The following is a 19,185-nucleotide window of genomic DNA, read 5'->3' on the forward strand; positions in this document are numbered from 1 at the left end:
CTCGGCGCCTATGTAGTGCTTGAACGAAAAGCTGAAATTACGATATTTCCGGTAGATTAAGGATGTTTTCCAAATCGAAGTTTTTAAGCCATTAGCTTTTAGCGATTAGCTTTTCAAATCAAACAAATAGTTCCTTGAGCCAATAGCTAACGGCTAAATGCTAACAGCTTTTCGAAAATCTTCGTTTCTTTAATAATGTTTAAATATCCGAAATAGTATCTGTTTTTAGTTTTCGTTCAAGCACTATGATAATGTTTTAAAATAGCTTCACATAATCCCTTTATGGTAAATGATTCGGCAACGATATTAACATCAAAGCCAAGTTCCTTTGCCGTTTCTGCGGTTATTGGGCCTATGCAGGCCGTTAAAACTCCCTGCAGTAAAAAATCGATTTCATCTCCAGGAAGCATTGCGTAAAAATTTTTTACTGTTGAAGAACTGGTAAAAGTAACAATATCAACTTTTCCATCCCGAAGATTTTTAATAAGAAATTCCTCTCCGCTGCGATCCTGAATGGTAGCATATGCGGTTACCTCATCAACGGCAGCTCCCATGGCTGCCAGCTCTACAGGTAGTATCGGCCGAGCTTCCTTTGCCCGGGGCAGCAGAATCTTCTTTCCCTTTAACTCCTGCCCCTCAAAAGCTTTCACAACCGACTCTGCCCTGTAACTTTCCGGCATAATATCGCTTTTTATACCAAAACCCAACAGTCGATCCCTGGTAACAGGGCCGATCACAGCAGTTTTTATATCTCCAAGTCCCCGCACATCCAGCTTGTGATGATTAAAAAGCCGGTCAAAAAAGAAATCAACGCCGTTTACACTTGTAAAAATCAACCAATCATACTCCGCAATATTTTCAATAGCTGCATCCAAAGGTTCAAAATCATCAGGAGGAACAACCTCGATGGCGGGAGATTCAAGGCAATCAGCACCAAGTTTCGATAAAAGCCTTACAAGATCGCCGGCCTGTTTTCTTGAACGGGTTATTACGACTCTCTTTCCCATTAGCGGCCTGTTTTCAAACCATTGCATGGTTTCTCTTAATCGCACGACACCCCCAACAATAATTATTGCAGGAGACTTCAATCCCGCGTCTTTAACAAGTTTTACGATGCTATCAAGTCTTCCTGCAACAGTAACCTGAGCAGGTGTTGTCCCCCATCGGACAAGAGCTATGGGAGTATCCGGACTCATACCATTATCAATCAGTTGTGCAACAATCCTGGGAAGATTTCTAACCCCCATTAAAAAAACGATTGTCCCGATACCTCTGGCAAGCGCAGCCCAGTCAATGGAAGAATCTTCCTTGGCAGGATCTTCGTGACCGGTCACAAATGCAAGCGTAGATGTATATCGACGATGGGTTAAAGGAATGCCGGCATAGGCCGGAGCGGCTATGGCCGAGGTGACGCCGGGAACAATCTCGAAAGATATGTTCTCCTTTATCAAAACTTCCGCTTCTTCCGCTCCACGACCGAATATAAATGGATCACCGCCTTTGAGACGTGCTACATTCAACCCTGATTTCGCTTTTTTAACTATCAGTTCATTAATTTTATTTTGGCTTAAAGTATGGTCTCCCCCTTTTTTGCCCACATATAAAATTTCTGCATTTTCATCGGCATGTTTCAAAAGTTGCGGCGAAGCAAGATAATCGTAAATAATAACATCCGCTTTTTTTATAGCCTCCAGGCCCTTAACCGTAATCAGTCCGGGATCGCCCGGGCCCGCGCCGACAAGTAATACCTTACCATTCATAATCAATATCTGTCTTTCACGTTATCAAGTATCCTTTTGGCTCCCTTTAACAGGAGACGCTCCGCCAGTTCTATTCCTATATCTTCCGAAGACTCTTCCGGTCCGTCCAGAGATTCCCTGATTAATTCTTTACCTTCAATATCCGCAACAAGGCCGCATAAAGAAAAAGAATGATCTTTAACTGCTCCGTAAGCAGCTATGGGCACCTGGCACCCGCCCTCCAGACGATTGGAAAAAGCGCGTTCACCCATAACAACAGTCCTTGAATCGGCATCTTCCAAAAGCGAAATTAATGATGCTGTAAATCTATCGCCTGCTCTTGTTTCAATACAAAGAGCGCCTTGCCCCACCGCCGGCAGCATAATATCCATATCAAGATATTCCGTTATCCTGTTTTCCAGGTTCAACCGTTTTACACCTGCTGCAGCCAGAATTATTCCATCCATATTCTCCGTCTCAAGCTTCCTGAGACGCGTATCAAGATTGCCCCTTAAAGGCACAATTTCAATTTCAGGTCTGGCATACAACAACTGGGCGGATCTACGAAGACTGCTTGTGCCGATGCGGGCTCCTCTGCTAAAAGATGATAAGGGCTCTCCTTTATAGGAAATCAGGACATCTCTAGGGTTTTCACGCTCCGGAACCGCGCCGATACAAAGCCCGCCCGGAATTTCAGCCGGCATATCCTTCATGCTGTGTACGGCAAGATCAATTTTACCGCTTAAAAGAGCCTCTTCTATCTCTTTGACAAAAAGCCCCTTGCCGCCAACCTTTGCAAGCGGGACATCAAGGATTTTATCACCCTTTGTTTTAATTATTTCAAGTTCTACCAGGATTGAAGGGTCTTTTTTTTCAATCTCCGACTTTACCCAGTTGGCCTGCCAAAGAGCAAGTTTGCTGCCCCTTGTTCCTATTTTGAGGCTTTTCCCCATTAGTGGCCGCAACCTGAACAGCTTGTCGCGGCGCACCCTCCGCAGGACGATGACGAAGCAGAAGTCTTTAATGTTTCACCGCCGTTACCCTTACTGAGAAATCCACACCTGGACATGAGCTTGTTCACCTTGCTGCTTTTGCATGACGGGCACTCATCAGGCTGATCGTTTCCAAAAACAAGATATTCAAAGTCATGATCACAATCATTACAATGATATTCATAAATCGGCATTGACGTTTTCCTCATAAATAACTCAAAAATTGTTTAAAACATACCTACTACGATCTTAAAATAAATTTTTAACATGTATTATTATCTAATGCAAGAGTGGGAATGATCCATAGCGGTTTTGCCGACCAACTCCCCTTCTTTAAAAATAATTTAAAAATCGACATTGACATAAGATAATGTATATCATATTAAGTGCCTAATCAAAAATGATTTACCATTGGTTAACTTGTTCTGAGCGCGTAAAATGTGATTTATTTATAAGTGAGCTCCAAGTTAACAAAAAATTACATGCGCCCGTAGCTCAGCTGGATAGAGTGCCGGACTACGAATCCGTAGGTCGCCCGTTCGAATCGGGCCGGGCGTACCATTAAAATCGAGGGATTAGCCGATTAATCCCTTTTTTTGTTGTGATGCTACCATTATCCTACAGATTTCCCAAAAGCTGTCTTTTCCAATCTTGCCGCTGACTCCTGATTTACAGGCTTCATCAAATGGGTATAAAAATTCAGTGTCATGGTCGGGGTAGAATGCCCAAATTGAGATTGAATATATTTTATATCTTCTCCTTAGTTTAATAATAAGCTTTGAGTATATCTGCCTTCAATCATGCAATGTAAAAATCCTGGAAAGTGGTTATAGATACCTATAAAGGCTGAAAAAAAATGAGTTTCGAAAATTTAGATTTGATAGACGAGTTATTACAAGCAGTTAATGAACTAGGATTTATTGAACCAACGCCCATCCAGACAGATGCAATTCCTGAAATTATTGGAGGGGAGAGGGATCTTGTAGGACTTGCCCAGACCGGAACAGGGAAAACAGCAGCTTTTGGTTTGCCCATGATCCAGCTAATTGATTTTGATCTGAAACATACTCAAGGGGTGGTGATTTGCCCCACCAGGGAACTCTGTTTGCAGATTTCAGCTGATATTAAAAAATTATGCAAATATGTAAACAATGCAAAGGTTGCTGCCGTTTATGGCGGCGCCAGCATTGAAACACAGAGGAATCAGATCAAAAAAGGTGCTCAGATTATTGTGGCAACACCAGGTAGATTACTTGATCTTATTAATAAAAAAATAGCAAAGCTTTATCAAGTCTCATATCTGGTTCTTGATGAAGCGGATGAAATGCTAAATATGGGATTTCAGGAAGATATAGATGCCATTCTTAAAAATACGCCGGCTCAGAAAAGAACCTGGCTGTTTTCAGCAACAATGCCCCATGAAGTTGCAAAAATTGCAAAAAAATATATGAAAAATCCGGTTGAGATAACCATAGGAAAGAAAAATAGTGGGGCGGAAAATATTGCGCATGTTAATTATATCGTTAAAGAAAAAGACAGGTATCAGGCGTTAAAACGAATTATTGATTATTACCCGGATATTTATGGCCTTGTGTTTTGTCGCACGCGAAAAGATACACAGGAAGTAGCAGAAAAACTGATCAAAGATAACTATAATGCGGACGCCCTTCATGGTGACCTTTCCCAGGGAGTACGCGACAAAGTCATGGGCAGATTTAAAACCAAATCCCTTCAGATTCTTATTGCAACAGATGTTGCTGCTCGCGGGATAGATGTTCAGAATATAACCCATGTCATAAACTATAAACTCCCCGATGAGGCGCAAAACTATACTCACAGGAGCGGCAGAACTGCAAGAGCGGGGAAATCAGGAACCTCCATAGCCATTATCAACTCCAGGGAAAAAAGCAAACTTCAGTTTATACAAAAAAAGGCAGGAGTTAAATTTAATTATGCAAAAGTCCCGGAAGGATATGCAATTTGTGAGAAACAGCTCTATTTCATGATTAACAAAATGGTAGAAGTTAAAGTGGATCATAAAGCAATCGGACGTTTCCTGCCGCCAGTATATAATACATTAAGCGACCTTACAAAAGAAGAGCTCATTCAAAAGTTTGTTTCAATTGAATTTAACCGCTTTCTTTACTATTATAAAGGTTCCAAAGATATAAATGTATCATTGACAACAAAAAAAGATGCTCATCGTCCTGCAAAAAAAAGACGACAACAAAAAGGTTTAGAACCTGGAAAATCGAAACGGTTTTTTCTAAATAAAGGATCCAAGGACAATCTACAAAAAGGCGCTGTTATAAGAACTCTATGCAGCAGAGCTGGAATTAGCTCTGAAAATATTGGTGCAATAGAAATCATGCGGGAATGTTCTTTTTTTGAAGTTGAAACAAATGTTGCGGATAACGTGTTAAAATCAATGAAAGATGCAAAAATAGACGGCCGAAAGATTCAGGTTGAATATGCCGAAAATAAGAAATCGCAAACCAAACGATCTAAAAAAAGTAAAAAGAGAAAAAAACGTTAAAATACAAGATTTGTTAATTATGGATTTTCAAATAATTACCCTATTTTAAAATTTGACACAAGGCCATAGGGATGAAGGCCACGGTAAATTTGTTCTATTTTTTAAGCTTTTGCTGCGCAACGGCTATTCCTCATCATTTTTAAATAATCCAAGACCATACGCGGGGTCATTAATATTGGTTTGTTTTTCTTTGTCACATCCCCTTGAACCATTTCCTTTTTCGTAACCGTTCACGGTTATAGATTCACAGTTGACGGTTGAAAAATACAGCAGGTTTCGGTGGATTCGCTTCGCTTAATCCACCCTACAAACTTACGTTGCTATCTTGAACCATAGGGTGGATTAAGGAGCGTAAGCGACGAATCCACCAAAGTAGCTGTCCCGCCTTACGTTGATGGCCTGAGATTCAATTTATAAACAGAAAATTATGCCGCTTGCAACCGTGAACGGTTACCCTTTTTCTTTGGACATGACAGATAACTATAATCATTTGTTTAGGGAAGCTTTGAATTGACAAAACAGTACTATTCATGATATTTAATTTTCAATATTCAATTTACATAGTGTCTATTATAATTAAACGGGTATGATTAAAAGGGCTCTTGAAAATAAACTGAAAAAAGCGGCAACACAGTATCCTGTTGTCACTATAACCGGGCCGCGACAGTCAGGAAAGACAACCCTGGTTCGTGCAGTTTTTAAGGATTACGATTATGTATCTCTGGAAGATCCGGAATTTCGTTCTTTTGCCCTTGAAGATCCGCGCGGTTTCCTGCAGCAATTTAGAAAAAATGTCATTTTTGACGAAGTTCAGCGGACACCTGAACTTTTTTCCTATATCCAGACAATAGTGGATGAAAAAGACAGAACAGGGCAATTCATTCTCACTGGTTCTCAAAACTTTCTTTTATTAGATAGTATCAGTCAGACCCTGGCCGGCCGTTGTGCCATTTTGCATTTATTACCATTCTCTCGGGATGAACTTGCCGGGATTCCATCTTTGCCGGTGAATCAGATAGGCCTAACCCTTCCGATTGACCGGAAAATTCCGGATGTAGACCTGCATAGTCAATTGTTCCATGGGTTCTATCCACGTATTCATGATAAAAAACTTGATCCTCAGGATTGGCTGAAAAATTATTATCAGACATATCTTGAACGTGACGTTCGTGAAATAATTAATGTTGGTGACCTGGAAACATTTCGCAGGTTTACTGCTCTTTGCGCCGGCCGCACCGGACAGCTATTGAATTTTTCTAATCTCGCATCGGATTGTGGTATTACCCATACAACAGCAAGGCGCTGGTTATCTGTTTTGGAAGCAAGTTTTCTCGTCGTTCTCCTCAGACCACATTATCAGAATTTCCGGAAAAGGCTGGTTAAGGCTCCTAAACTCTATTTTTTAGATACAGGCCTGCTTTGTTACCTGTTGCGCATCAGGGAACCTGATGAGTTAGCATTCCACTCTGCCCGAGGCGCTATTTTTGAGACCTTTGTAGTTTCAGAACTTTATAAAAGGGCTTTTAACGCGGGACAGGATCCTGATTGTTTTTTCTGGCGGGACTCAGCCGGGCATGAAGTTGATCTAATTGTTGATCTGGGCAGCACATTGGTGTCCATAGAAATAAAATCAGGAGCCACAATAAGTAAAGATTTTTTTAAGGGTCTTAATTATTGGCAAAATCTCACCGAAACTAAAGTCAAAAGTAGGGCGGCATTAATATATGGGGGCAATAATTCTATGATACGCAATAAAATTAACGTATATGCCTGGTGGAACTTTTGAAGGACGTCCATTTCTCGTCCCCACTCCGGAGCATGGGAACCAGGCAATAAAAACTCTTCAAATACGGAGAGTACACCCTGAGTAATGCTGAACTTTCCGTCCTCCAAATCATATATTTCAGCTTTTATTTTTTTGCCGGCACAATAAATTTTTTTTCAAACAGATCATCTTTGAGTCAAAATATTTTTATGAAGCCTGTGAAACTGTTCTACAAGAGACTTGGCAAAAGGGGTGAGACTGGAACCGCCTCCTGATGCTCCTCCCACGTTACGGATAAGCATCTGCTTGCCGATACGCTCTTCCGGGTAGTCCCTACAAAACAATGCAGGTGATTAAAAAGTGTCTCTGAAAACATGAATAAAAAAGATTTTTACTAAAAATTAAGATTGCTATAGACTAAAAGCAATATATTTTGTAGAGCACGGTTAAAACTCTATTCAAAGGATCGCAACCATGCAAAATACAGCAAATACAGCCCTAACACTTTTTTGTCCCGGGAAAAGCTGCAAATGTTATCAATCAACCGAGAACAAAATCACCAAGGATGGAGTTTACATAACAAAATCCGATTTTGAGCCAAGACAAATGTTTTACTGCAATGGTGGCAAACATAGATTCTCAGAAACAGGATATTCCGATCTTTTTGGAAAGCATGGCAGTTTTAAAGAATATGAGCAAACGGCAAAGCTAAACTCTTACGGCCTTGGCACTGATGCAATTGCCGATGTACTTCAAAAAGATCGAAGGACAATTGAACAACGGCAAAAAGCTATTGGGCAAAAAGGCCAGCAATTTCACCTATTTCTTTGTTTTACTATCGGACTTACCATTGTATTTTTCCAGATGGATGAACTATGGTCTTACCTTAAAAATAAAAGTCAACAATTATGGGTTTTTATCGCTCTTGAATCAACAACAAAATTCTGGATCGGTTTCGAGTTGGGTTCAAGAACAACTTACACTGCAAACCGTTTAGTAAAGGGCGTTAAAAAGTTGGGCAAATGGGGAAAAGATAATATATTAAAGGTCGCTGCAGATAAATTAGCGGCTTACAAAAATACGCTCGAAAACATTATGTCTGAAATTCCTTATGCTTACCTGCAAATTGTTAAGCGCCGAATAAAGCGTCGGCTTGTAACAGTTAAAAAATATTTTGTAAAAGGTACTGTAAAAGATTTCCCCGGAAAAAGCCAAAACACCTCATTTATTGAGAGACTGAACCTTACCCTAAGGCAACATATCTCCTATCTTCAGAGAAAAACCCTGGGGTATTGCAAGAACAAGTTGAATTTTAGTAATGTAATGTGGATTAACTTATTCAACTATAATTACATACAATTTCATAAGAGTTTACGAATACGAATTAACAATGAAAACGAGAAATTTATAAAAAAGTATAACCATAATACACCGGCAATGCAGATGGGACTTACGAATTCTCCACTAAACTGGAGATATCTCATTACAGTCCCAATACCTTGTAAGTAGCTGATTTTTCGAACCTGCATTGTTTTGTAGGGACTACCGGTTTTCCGGTTTATATTGTCAGCTTTAATCTATCGAGTTGATGAACTAAAATTACTGAATCATTATTGATAGTTTTACATTGTTTTAATTCCCTTTATTCGGGAAAGGAGGTTTTATGGGTGCTCTTTCTCAGGTAGAAAAAATATCACAAAAATATTCTGTATCTGCTGAAGAATTTATTCGTTCCGGCGCAATTACGAACCTTAAAGAAAAAAAACGATTGCTTCAGATCGAACGTTTCGAAATTTTGTCCAGATACCGGGCTTCAAGCGTAGAAGAATTAAATCAGAAGGTTGCGGAAGGCGATGCGCCGGAACATCCCGGGTGGGAAGATTTGATTGAAGTTAAGAATATAGAAATGGAAATTAACGAGATAGAAAATGATATCAGAATATTATAAGCGGATAAAAGGGAATGTTGAGCGCAAGTTTTCTGATATTTTGGAATCTGCTGAATTAATTAAGGGAACAGCCGGTAGAATTCTTAAGCTGCGGCTTCATTTGATTGATAATACTTTTGTAGATATCTGGTATTCACCTGATGGCAGCTATTCATATCACTGGGAGCAACGAAATATCAGAGATGCTATCTATCGTCATGACAACGCTCCTCATAAGAAATGGCGAAATGTCTCAACATTTCCCAAGCATTGTCATGATGGCAGCCAGCTAAATGTTACTGAAAGTTTTCTTCCGGATAATTATGAAAATGCGGTTGAAGAGTTTCTTCGATTGGTCAGGGAGCAAATGGTTGCCGAACAGATAGCAATAAAAAAAGACAGATAAAGCCAGATGATTAAATGGAAATCAAAAAAGATACAAAAGTAAAAGTTCAATATCGTCCAGAACTTGGAACAGGAGCGGTTCTCCAAGTGGCGGAAGCTCCCGCTGGCGAATATAATGTTGATGTTGTTTTTGAAAAAGACGGTAGTCCCTACAAAATAATGCAGGTGATTAAAAAGTGTCTCTGAAAACATGAATAAAAAAGATTTTTACTAAAAATTAAGATTGCTATAGCCTAAATTGAGCGATTCTTAAACCCAAAGGTAACTTATATAACTGAAATTATAAGAGATTATTGCAATTACCATTTTCACCCAATGGGTGAAAATGGATTTTAAAATAAATCTTACAAAATCAGTATGTTATACATATTTCCAGAAAGGAATCGCTCAACTTAGGTTCCAGTTATTTTATAGATGAGATTTTTGGTCTTGATCCAGTAAAAGTTGAATTTGAATTTTATTGTGTTATGGTAGCCCGGCTTGCTTATGAGTATTTTTTAAAAGAATTAGGGGGGCAGTATTATAATAAAGTTGATGGCAATAAATGTACCCTCCAAAAAATGCGTACGCTTCTATTTGAAAAAAGAAACTGTAAAATTGAGCAGGATCATTCCGGCAACTTAATATTGACTCTTTTGGACTGGCAAAAAAAAGGGACTATTGAAGATCATGTCTCAAAAATGCTTTTATCCTTAAAAGAAAAAGGTAAAAATAAAACCTTGTGGTGGAATAATCGTAGTGTTTTTCTGCGCGCTAAAAATCAGTACGATTTTTTAAAAAGTGTCCAATAAAGTCGTCGGCAAAATGTCCACCATACAGCTCAGATTTCGTCTGAATATAACTTGATAAATGTACAGAAAAAAAATGGTTGCTTAATTTTGGTTACACTCAAATCAAATTAAGAAAGAGTTGATCTATAGCTTGACAGAGACCCCCGTGTTTAGATAATTAAGGATGAAGATTGGCCATGGGGCCTTTTGGGATCGGCTTTATGAACAGTTAAAAAAAAAGGAGAATGAATAATGGGTAAGAAGGTCGGTGTACTGTTATCCGGATGTGGCGTTTTTGACGGCGCTGAAATTCATGAGTCTGTATTAACACTGTTAAATCTCGACAAGGCCGGAGCTGAAATTGTATGCATGGCTCCTGATATGGAATTCCCGGTGGTTAACCATATCACCCAGGAGGCAACTGGAGAAAAAAGAAATATTCTTTTGGAATCTGCAAGAATTGCAAGGGGTGAGATCAAAAATTTAAAGGATGTACAGGCATCCGACCTGGATGCTCTGATTATGCCCGGCGGCATGGGCGCTGCCAAAAATCTAAGCGACTTTGCGGATAAAGGCACGGATGCCGTTGTTCTTCCGGAGGTACAACGGATTTTGCAGGATATGCTTTCGGCCGGAAAGCCTGTCGGTGCTATCTGTATCGCCCCGGCCACTTTGACAAAAGCGCTGGGGGACAAAAATCCTGAAGTAACAATAGGTAACGATATGAACACCGCCTCAGCCCTCGAATCTATGGGCGCCAGGCATTTTAACTGCAATGTAGATATGGTGCATGTTGATGAAAAAAACAAAATTGTAACCACACCGGCCTATATGCTGGGGCCCGGCATTAAGGATATTGCTGCTGGAATAGAAAAACTGGTTAACAAGATAGTATCCATGGCCTGATGACGGTAAATGGTTTTAATCTTTTTACAGGCAACCGCCTTGAAAGCCTGGCTGAAGCATTAGCCGAATCAATTTCCGAGCCACCGGCTTCTCCTTTTGCTCCGGAAGTTATTGTTCTGCAAAGCAGGGGGATGGAGCGGTGGTTATCTATGCAAATTGCGCAGCAAAAAGGGATTAGCGCAAATTTTTCCTTTTCCTTTCCGAATACTTTTCTGCACAATTTATACCGCGAGATCATACCTGATATTCCTGAAGTCTCCCCTTTTGACGCAGACATATTAACTTTTACCATTATGAAGCTTCTCCCTGGATGTCTCGCTTCACCAGTTTTTGAAAGCCTTGCCGGATATCTGGGTGATAAAAACGATTCCTTGAAACTTTTTCAGATTTCAAAAAAAATAGCGGATCTTTTTGAGCAATATATTATTTTTCGGCCTGAAATGATAATAAAATGGGAAAAAGGGGATGAGGATATCTGGCAGGCACAATTATGGGAAAAAGTAGTTGGGGAAAAAAATATATTGCATCCGGCCCGGCTTCGGGAAATCATGCTAAAATGGTTAAGGGACAGATCCGCTTCCACCGAAAAGCTTCCCCAAAGGGTATCCGTCTTCGGAATATCCTATCTCCCTGAATTTCATATGCATATATTTGCAGCGCTCTCTTATGTAATAGAGATTAACATGTATGTTCTAAATCCTTGCCGGGAATACTGGGGAGACATCCTTTCCGATGTTGAAATAAACAGGGTCAAGAAAAAATATGTAAACACCGATAAAACAACAAACGAACTGCACCTGAGGAAGGGAAACAGCCTCCTTGCATCTTTAGGGAAACAGGGAAAAGATTTTTTCGAGTTCATCAATGAAATAGACTGTAATATATCCGAACAATTTTATGAATCAGCATGCGCCGGTATGCTTGCACATATCCAAAACGACATTCTTTGGATGCGCGAAACAAAATTTAAGGAAAAACAAGAGCATATCAACCCGAAAAATGACAAATCGATCCGGATACATTCCTGCCACAGCCCAATGCGGGAGGTTGAGGTACTCCATGATAATCTGCTTGATATGTTTGCAGAAAACAGTAATCTATTACCGAATGATATTATTGTTATGGCGCCCGATATCGAGTTGTATGCGCCTTATATCCAGGCTGTCTTCAACTCCCGGATTGATAACCGCATACCATTTTCCATAGCAGACAGAAGCGCCGCGAAAGAGAGCGGCGTTATCGACGCCTTTATTTCCATACTCGATTTAAAGGAGAGCAGGTTTGGTATAAACCAGGTGCTTGATCTTCTGGAATCTCCCGGGATTAAAAAAAAATTCTGCCCGGGAAAATCGGATATGGAGATTATCGAAACCTGGACCAGGGAGACAAACATAAGGTGGGGTATTGATAAAGAAAGCAAGGTAAAACTTAACCTGCCCGCATTCTCCGAAAATACATGGAAGAACGGTCTGGACAGGCTTCTTTTAGGTTATGCCATGCCTGGTTATAAAAAAAAAATGTTCTCAGGAATACTCCCCTACGATAATATTGAAGGGGAAAACGTAAAGGTTCTCGGCAGTTTCCTCGATTTTTGCGAAACCCTCTTCTCTTGTGCCGAAGGCTTTAATAAAAATAAAACCTTAAGCGCCTGGAGCATATATCTTAACAATATCATAGATGAGTTCTTTCTTCTTGATGATGATGATGAATTCGAGATACAGGTAGTCAGACGTATTATCAATGATCTTCAGATAAGTGCGGATATTTCGGGTTTTAACAAAAAAATAAGCATCGATGTTCTAAAATCGCATATTACAGGGTCGCTCGCTAATAAGAGTTTTGGCTCGGGTTTCATTTCCGGAGGCGTGACCTTCTGTTCAATGCTGCCCATGAGAAGCATTCCCTTTAAAGTTATATCTCTTATAGGGATGAACCATGACGCCTTTCCCAAGGATACACAGCATCTTAGCTTTGATCTTATTGCAAAACAACCGAAACCCCTGGACAGATCTAGGCGCAACGACGATAAGTATCTATTTCTCGAAGCATTAATTTCGGCCCGGGAGAGACTATATATCAGCTACATAGGGCAGAGCATTCAAGATAACAGCATTATCCCTCCCTCCGTGCTTGTGAGTGAACTCATAGACTACCTGGAAAAAAACTTTGCAGCGTCCGGCGGAAAAATAGAAAACAAGGTTGTGATAAAACATAGACTTCATGCTTTTTCTCTCGATTATTTCAAAAACAGCGATGATCTGTTCAGTTATTCCAGGGAAAATTATAATGCTGCCAAAGCGTTATATATGATGAAAAAGCAGAATCCACCCCCGTTTTTATCCACCCGGCTTGCTAAATCTGATAATCCGCCTGATGATCTACCTGATAATTTAATGAATATCGCAATCAAAGACTTATTCGATTTTTTCAGTCATCCTGTTAAATATTTTCTGAATAAACGTTTCGGAATATATCTTTCAGAGGAAATTCAGGCTCAAGACGAGAGAGAAAATTTTAATCTTGATGGTCTGGATAGATATATTTTAGGATACACCCTCGTAAAAGAAAGCCTCTCGGGAATGGATCCGGATGACTATCTGCCGGTGCAAAAAGCCGAAGGCCGGCTGCCGCACGGGAATGTCGGTGATTACCTCTACATGAAGTTGAGCGCCGATGCCCTGGAATTTGTAAAAAGAATTAAAAAGCACACCAAAACAAGCAGGCTTGATCCTGTTGAATTCTCTCTTGATATTAAAGGCTGTAACCTTTACGGAAAACTTGATGATGTTTATGACCACGGAATTGTAAAAAGCAGATATGGATCGGCAAGGTCAAAAGATCTTTTAATATCCTGGCTGTCCCATCTCGTCTTCTGCTCTTTAAGCGCTTCAGAAAAAAACAAAGAATCTTCCTGCGTCAGTTTTCTTGTATGCAAAGATGCAGTCTGGGAGTTTACCCCTCCTGAACAGAGCAACAATATTCTCTATGAGCTGATATCCATCTTTTCCGGGGGATTATCCGGACCTGTCAAATTTTTTCCTGAATCATCCCTGGAATATGCGAAAAAACTTCTGCAGAAAAACAAATCACCTGAAGCAGCCCTGAATTCTGCCAGGCGCATTTGGACAGGGGATGAATACAAAAAAGGAGAGGCTGAAAATCTGTATAACAGCCTTTGCTTTGGAAGATCTCACATCAGTACCGAGTCTCCTGTTGACGAAGAATTCCAGGCTATTTCAGAAACAATTTTTACACCTGCCTTTAAATGTATTAAGCAAGTCTATTAATCAGTAGAAGGGGCCATTATGATTGGGAAAAAGGTCAAGGAGAGCAGTGTAACCATTTCGCTTGTTACACTGCCCCAGGATGCCAACCCTGCCGGTATGGTGCATGGCGGCGTGATTATGTATCATATTGACAATGCCGCCGGCGTGACTGCCATGCGACATACCCGGGAAAATGCAGTTACAGCCTCCATCGACCGGCTCGATTTTCATAATCCGGTTTTTGTGGGGAATCTTCTGATCATCAAGGCCGGCTTGAATCGGGTAGGCAAAACTTCAATGGAAGTCGGTGTCCGTGTTGAGGCGGAAAATCTTTTTACCGGCAAAGTTACTCATACCGCTTCTGCGTATTTAACTTTTGTGGCCCTGGATAAAGATCGCCGGCCGATGAAAGTACCGCCTCTGATTCTGGAAACTGATGATGAAAAAAGGCGCAATCGCCAGGCTTTAGACAGGCATAAGTTAAGAATTGCGGAAAAGAAAAAAACAAGACGGAATTATGACATCAACACATGATGCTCGGACATCCACATAGCAATAAAGTCAGCGCCCTTACGGGCGCAACACAAAAAAGTTACACAAATTAATATGGCTATCCCCAGGCCGCCCTGAAAGGGCTAAACATATCAGCCCGGAGCAACGCCCCGGAAAAAGATTATATATTCCCCAAAAGCCCTGAAAGGGCAATACATAGTGAAGTGCTAAAGAAAGAAGACGAAATGAGGAGCGTGTAAAGACAACCTGAAGATAAGATGCCGAAAAATAAATATATGTCACGCCCTTTCAGGGCTGATTGATTATGGAATATTAGAATCCCAGAGCGTTGCCCTGGGCTGGTATGTATAGCCCTTTCAGGGCTGATAATCGAATAACTTTTTCATATTGCACCCGAACAATTAAAGGAAAAGTGAATAGTTCACCTATGGGTATGAACTCACGGGAACCCAAGTCATGTCATCAGCCATCAGCATACTATTTTGTTTGGCTTTTACTGTCTCAACTATTGCTGCCAGCACCACACAATGCCAATACGACGAGACCTCCACCGCCTCACCCGTGTTGAACGATCGGATGGAACAAATATGACCGCCTGGAGGCATAATGAATAACATTAACGAACAACTTGTCGGAAAAAAGAAAAACAGCAGATGGGCAATTCGTCCACTGGTTCCTGGAGAAGTTTACACGAACCGCGAGGAACATCTGGAATATCTTTACAATGCAGCTCTTGACGCCATAGGCCGCAGGACCATGTCCACCGTCCTTTTAGGCCAGCGCCGCATGGGCAAAACAGAGATATTCAAGCGTGTAGTAAACCGCCTTTTTTTCGAGCAGGATCATCTGGATCCAAAAGCGGTTATTCCTGTCTATTACAGCTTTAAAGATGAGCCGCTTGACAGGTGGGAATTTGCTATAGGATATACGGAAAATTTTCTTCGCTGGTATGCTGCGTTTCGATTAAGAGAGCCCCAAATTCTTTCCACGAAAAATCTTGACCTTGACGATCTTTCTGAATTGATCAGGCTGCGTCTTGATGTGCCTGAGGGCTTGTCAGGCGCTCTAAAGTTCATAGAGTCTCTTCAGAAGAAGAAGGTCACAATACCTGAAGATGAGGCCGTTACACTACCACGGCGAGTTTCCGACTGGGACGAAAGTACGATTATAATGTTCCTGGACGAATTCCAGAATACCCGTCTTCCCCAATACAACTTCAGCATAGTCGGTTTTATGCAGGAAGCGGTAGAATCTCCTACATGTCCCCATTTTGTAACCGGCTCTGCCATGAGCATCCTGGCAAGAGAGATACTTGGTCGGGGGTCGCTTTTCGGAAGGTTTCGCAGCCATCCGATTGAACCGATGACCAACTATTGGGGGGCGCAGTTGGCGTTCAAGGCTTCCCTCTATCATAAAGCTCACATAGAAAAAAAAATGCTGCCCGTAGTAGCAGACCGCTGCGGGGGAAATCCATTTTATATTACAGCAGTAATCCAGCAGGCAGCAGAACAGGGCAAACCGATTATCAGCGAAGAGTCACTTAACGAAATCCTCGCTGTAGACCTTTCTTCCGGTTTTATATGGGCTGAACTGAATGACCAGGTAACAAAGTGGATAGAAAGAATTAATGAATATGGAATTACTAAGTGGGTTCTCTATCTTTCTGCTTTGGAAGAAGGAGATCGGCTTGATCTTGATAGAATTCAGAAAGAACTTGCAGAGCGTGAAGGAAAACACGTACCCATGGAGACTATCAGGGATGTATTGATAAAGCTTTCCAGGGGTGATCTTCTCCAGTACATGGAACTTGGCGGATGGTTCAGAAAGATAGATGATCCGATCCTGCTTGAGTTTTTAAAGGTGTGGGGCAGAATTGAGGTGGAGGGTCATGATCGTGCCAGGGTTCAGAAAGAGCTTGTTCGGCATTATCAAACCCTTGACAAACGAATTAATGACCACCTTGGATATCTCGCTGAAGTATATATGGCGCAGGTCTTATGGAACGGCCAGAGAAAAACTCTGGCCGGCCGGTTTTTTCACAGCAATGAAGATGTGACATTGCCCTGGCGTTTCATATATATAAGACATCGCACCAGACTTGGAGCGGCAAAAGAGATGGAGATTGATGTCGAAGCGGCAGCGGCAAAGGAGCACTGGATATGTGAAAGCAAGTGGTGGCATGGTCGGAAGGTTGGTCATGCTGATGTGGAATCACTCCTGCGAAAGGCCGAAGCCCTGCGGGAGGCGGAAGGCGAAGGTCTTGAGACGATGAGAGTCTGGTTTTTTGCTCATGATGGTTTTACAAAAAAAGCAGAAGGCCTAATGAAGAAAAAGGATATGCTCTGGTCTGTAAGAGATGATCTTGACGGTCTGCTTGAGTCTGTGGGGTTGCGTCGTTTGCCGAACATAGTAAACAAAAAGGGAATTGAGGAGAGCGTAAGTTGAATTCTTTTAACGAACAACTTGTCACAAAAAAGAAAAACAGCAGATGGGCAATTCGTCCGTTGGTTCCTGGAGAAGTTTACACGAACCGCGAGGAACATCTGGAATATCTTTACAATGCAGCTCTTGACGCCATAGGCCGCAGGACCATGTCCACCGTGCTTTTAGGCCAGCGCCGCATGGGCAAGACAGAAATTTTCAAGCGTGTAGTAAATCGTCTCTTTTTCGAGCAGGATCATCTGGATCCAAATGCGGTTATTCCTGTCTATTACAGCTTTAAAGATGAGCCGCTTGACAGGTGGGAATTTGCTATAGGATATACGGAAAATTTTCTTCGCTGGTATGCTGCGTTTCGATTAAGAGAGCCTTCTATTCTGTCTCCTGACTCAGTAAGCAGGGATGGCCTTTCGGAAATGATTAAAGCACGTCTTGAAGTTCCTGAAGGGCTTGCAGGCGCTCTCAATTTCATGCGGTTCCTCCAGGAAAAGGATGTAACTACGCCTGAAGACAAAGCTGTGACTCTTCCCCGGAGGGTTTCTGACTGGGACGAGAGTACCATTGTCATGTTCCTGGACGAATTCCAGAACACCCGTCTTCCCCAATACAATTTCAGCATTGTCGGTTTTATGCAGGAAGCGGTAGAATCTCCTACATGTCCCCATTTTGTCACGGGCTCTGCCATGAGCATCCTGGCAAGAGAGATACTTGGTCGGGGGTCGCTTTTCGGAAGGTTTCGCAGCCATCCGATTGAACCGATGACCAACTATTGGGGGGCGCGGTTGGCGTTCAAGGCTTCCCTCTATCATAAAGCTCACATAGAAAAAAAAATGCTGCCCGTAGTAGCAGACCGCTGCGGGGGAAATCCATTTTATATTACAGCGGTAATCCAGCAGGCAGCAGAACAGGGCAAACCGATTATCAGCGAAGAGTCACTTAATGAAATCCTCGCAGTAGACCTTTCTTCCGGTTTTATATGGGCTGAATTGAACGACCAGGTAACAAAGTGGATAGAGCGGATCAATGAATATGGAATAACAAAGTGGGTCTTATATCTTTCCGCTTTAGAAGAAGGAGACCGGCTTGATCTTGATAGAATCCGGAAAAAGCTTGTTGAGCGTGAAGGAAAACACGTACCCATGGAGACTATCAGGGATGTATTGATAAAACTCTCCAGAGGTGATCTTCTCCAATACATGGAACTTGGCGGATGGTTCAGAAAAATAGACGATCCGATCCTGCTTGAGTTTTTAAAGGTGTGGGGCAGAATTGAGGTTGAGGGTCATGATCGTGCCAAAGTCCAAAAAGAACTTATTCGGCATTATCAAACCCTTGACAGACGGATTAATGATCACCTTGGATATCTCGCTGAAGTATATATGGCGCAGGTTTTATGGAACGGCCAGAGAAAAACTCTGGCCGGCAGGTTTTTCCACAGCAATGAAGATGTGACATTACCATGGCGTTTCATATATATAAGACATCGAACCAGACTTGGAGCGGCAAAAGAGATGGAGATTGATGTCGAAGCGGCAGCGGCAAAGGAACACTGGATATGTGAAAGCAAATGGTGGCATGGTCGGAAGGTTGGTCATGCTGAGGTGGAATCACTCCTGCAAAAGGCCGAAGCCTTACGGGAGGCGGAAGGCGAAGGTCTTGAGACGATGAGGGTCTGGTTTTTTGCTCATGATGGTTTTACAGAAAAAGCAGAAGACCTAATGAAGAAAAAAAATGTGCTCTGGTCAGTAAGGGAAGATCTGGACGGTCTGCTTGAGTCTGTTGGGTTGCGTCGTTTGCCGAACATATAGATTGTCAGATAATTACCCGATTTTAAAATTTGGCACAAGGCCAGAGGGGGTATGGGTTCAAAATCTTGAACCCATACTCCAACGACCGATAACGCAGTAAAATTATTTATGTGACAATC

General features: G+C 41.6%; 15 protein-coding genes and 1 tRNA gene. 13 read left to right on the forward strand and 3 right to left on the reverse strand.

Going from position 1 to position 19,185, the window contains the following annotated elements; genetic code table 11:
- Positions 1-236: 236 nt before the first annotated feature.
- From cobA to BuS5_RS11330, 3 genes are read right to left on the reverse strand one after another with little or no spacing between them, the layout of a single operon-like run.
- A complete protein-coding gene (gene cobA, locus BuS5_RS11320; protein WP_027354747.1) occupies positions 237-1,760 on the reverse strand; it encodes a uroporphyrinogen-III C-methyltransferase in 1,524 nt (507 codons plus the stop codon).
- 2 nt (positions 1,761-1,762) lie between these two features.
- A complete protein-coding gene (gene hemC / locus BuS5_RS11325; protein WP_027354748.1) occupies positions 1,763-2,692 on the reverse strand; it encodes a hydroxymethylbilane synthase in 930 nt (309 codons plus the stop codon).
- Positions 2,692-2,925 (reverse strand): FmdB family zinc ribbon protein, encoded by a 234-nt coding sequence (locus tag BuS5_RS11330; protein WP_027354749.1) that lies wholly within the window; start codon positions 2,923-2,925, stop codon positions 2,692-2,694. Before BuS5_RS11330 ends, hemC begins: the two co-directional genes overlap by 1 nt.
- A 290-nt stretch (positions 2,926-3,215) precedes the next feature.
- Between BuS5_RS11330 and BuS5_RS11335 the strand changes: the two genes are divergently transcribed.
- The 13 genes from BuS5_RS11335 (at position 3,216) to BuS5_RS11395 (ending at position 19,066) form a co-directional block, all read left to right on the forward strand.
- A tRNA-Arg gene (locus tag BuS5_RS11335) sits at positions 3,216-3,292 on the forward strand.
- A gap of 295 nt (positions 3,293-3,587) precedes the next feature.
- Positions 3,588-5,267: a DEAD/DEAH box helicase gene (locus BuS5_RS11340; protein WP_027354750.1), complete on the forward strand. Its 1,680-nt coding sequence runs from the start codon at positions 3,588-3,590 to the stop codon at positions 5,265-5,267.
- 586 nt (positions 5,268-5,853) lie between these two features.
- Entirely contained in the window at positions 5,854-7,053 is a 1,200-nt protein-coding gene (locus tag BuS5_RS11345; protein WP_035266126.1) for an ATP-binding protein, read from the forward strand.
- A gap of 453 nt (positions 7,054-7,506) precedes the next feature.
- Positions 7,507-8,541, forward strand: coding sequence for an IS1 family transposase (locus BuS5_RS11350; protein ID WP_274427668.1), 1,035 nt, complete (start codon positions 7,507-7,509; stop codon positions 8,539-8,541).
- Between the two features lie 154 nt (positions 8,542-8,695).
- Positions 8,696-8,980 (forward strand): hypothetical protein, encoded by a 285-nt coding sequence (locus BuS5_RS11355; RefSeq protein ID WP_035266838.1) that lies wholly within the window; start codon positions 8,696-8,698, stop codon positions 8,978-8,980.
- The gene (locus BuS5_RS11360; RefSeq protein ID WP_027355164.1) at positions 8,961-9,365 is read left to right on the forward strand and encodes a toxin-antitoxin system TumE family protein; all 405 of its coding nucleotides are present in this window, start codon (positions 8,961-8,963) and stop codon (positions 9,363-9,365) included. Before BuS5_RS11355 ends, BuS5_RS11360 begins: the two co-directional genes overlap by 20 nt.
- 14 nt (positions 9,366-9,379) lie before the next feature.
- Complete coding sequence (locus BuS5_RS11365; protein WP_157487509.1) at positions 9,380-9,550, forward strand: hypothetical protein; 171 nt, start codon at positions 9,380-9,382, stop codon at positions 9,548-9,550.
- A 374-nt stretch (positions 9,551-9,924) separates the two neighbouring features.
- Positions 9,925-10,155, forward strand: coding sequence for a hypothetical protein (locus tag BuS5_RS11370; protein ID WP_198012320.1), 231 nt, complete (start codon positions 9,925-9,927; stop codon positions 10,153-10,155).
- 231 nt (positions 10,156-10,386) lie between these two features.
- Positions 10,387-11,040 carry an isoprenoid biosynthesis glyoxalase ElbB gene (gene elbB / locus BuS5_RS11375; RefSeq protein ID WP_027354967.1) on the forward strand — a complete coding sequence of 218 codons (654 nt, stop codon included), beginning with the start codon at positions 10,387-10,389 and terminating at the stop codon, positions 11,038-11,040.
- Positions 11,040-14,327, forward strand: a complete 3,288-nt coding sequence (gene recC / locus BuS5_RS11380; RefSeq protein ID WP_035266459.1) for an exodeoxyribonuclease V subunit gamma — start codon at positions 11,040-11,042, stop codon at positions 14,325-14,327. Before elbB ends, recC begins: the two co-directional genes overlap by 1 nt.
- A gap of 18 nt (positions 14,328-14,345) precedes the next feature.
- Positions 14,346-14,840, forward strand: coding sequence for an acyl-CoA thioesterase (locus tag BuS5_RS11385; RefSeq protein WP_027354965.1), 495 nt, complete (start codon positions 14,346-14,348; stop codon positions 14,838-14,840).
- Positions 14,841-15,425: 585 nt separating this feature from the next.
- Positions 15,426-17,264 carry a hypothetical protein gene (locus BuS5_RS11390; protein WP_274427669.1) on the forward strand — a complete coding sequence of 613 codons (1,839 nt, stop codon included), beginning with the start codon at positions 15,426-15,428 and terminating at the stop codon, positions 17,262-17,264.
- Positions 17,261-19,066: a hypothetical protein gene (locus tag BuS5_RS11395; RefSeq protein WP_274427670.1), complete on the forward strand. Its 1,806-nt coding sequence runs from the start codon at positions 17,261-17,263 to the stop codon at positions 19,064-19,066. Before BuS5_RS11390 ends, BuS5_RS11395 begins: the two co-directional genes overlap by 4 nt.
- Positions 19,067-19,185: the final 119 nt, after the last annotated feature.

Origin of the sequence: Desulfosarcina sp. BuS5, from assembly GCF_028752835.1 — a bacterium.
In the GTDB taxonomy this organism is placed as follows: domain Bacteria; phylum Desulfobacterota; class Desulfobacteria; order Desulfobacterales; family BuS5; genus BuS5.

What these genes read in the sequence shown, in the direction of transcription:
- BuS5_RS11360 (WP_027355164.1), top strand. Translation starts at nt 8,961, where the DNA reads ATGATATCAGAATATTATAAGCGGATAAAAGGGAATGTTGAGCGCAAG.
- BuS5_RS11350 (WP_274427668.1), top strand. Translation starts at nt 7,507, where the DNA reads ATGCAAAATACAGCAAATACAGCCCTAACACTTTTTTGTCCCGGGAAA.
- BuS5_RS11370 (WP_198012320.1), top strand. Translation starts at nt 9,925, where the DNA reads ATGCGTACGCTTCTATTTGAAAAAAGAAACTGTAAAATTGAGCAGGAT.
- BuS5_RS11345 (WP_035266126.1), top strand. Translation starts at nt 5,854, where the DNA reads ATGATTAAAAGGGCTCTTGAAAATAAACTGAAAAAAGCGGCAACACAG.
- hemC (WP_027354748.1), bottom strand. Translation starts at nt 2,692, where the DNA reads ATGGGGAAAAGCCTCAAAATAGGAACAAGGGGCAGCAAACTTGCTCTT.
- BuS5_RS11385 (WP_027354965.1), top strand. Translation starts at nt 14,346, where the DNA reads ATGATTGGGAAAAAGGTCAAGGAGAGCAGTGTAACCATTTCGCTTGTT.
- BuS5_RS11355 (WP_035266838.1), top strand. Translation starts at nt 8,696, where the DNA reads ATGGGTGCTCTTTCTCAGGTAGAAAAAATATCACAAAAATATTCTGTA.
- BuS5_RS11340 (WP_027354750.1), top strand. Translation starts at nt 3,588, where the DNA reads ATGAGTTTCGAAAATTTAGATTTGATAGACGAGTTATTACAAGCAGTT.
- BuS5_RS11390 (WP_274427669.1), top strand. Translation starts at nt 15,426, where the DNA reads ATGAATAACATTAACGAACAACTTGTCGGAAAAAAGAAAAACAGCAGA.
- elbB (WP_027354967.1), top strand. Translation starts at nt 10,387, where the DNA reads ATGGGTAAGAAGGTCGGTGTACTGTTATCCGGATGTGGCGTTTTTGAC.
- BuS5_RS11330 (WP_027354749.1), bottom strand. Translation starts at nt 2,925, where the DNA reads ATGCCGATTTATGAATATCATTGTAATGATTGTGATCATGACTTTGAA.
- BuS5_RS11365 (WP_157487509.1), top strand. Translation starts at nt 9,380, where the DNA reads ATGGAAATCAAAAAAGATACAAAAGTAAAAGTTCAATATCGTCCAGAA.
- recC (WP_035266459.1), top strand. Translation starts at nt 11,040, where the DNA reads ATGACGGTAAATGGTTTTAATCTTTTTACAGGCAACCGCCTTGAAAGC.
- cobA (WP_027354747.1), bottom strand. Translation starts at nt 1,760, where the DNA reads ATGAATGGTAAGGTATTACTTGTCGGCGCGGGCCCGGGCGATCCCGGA.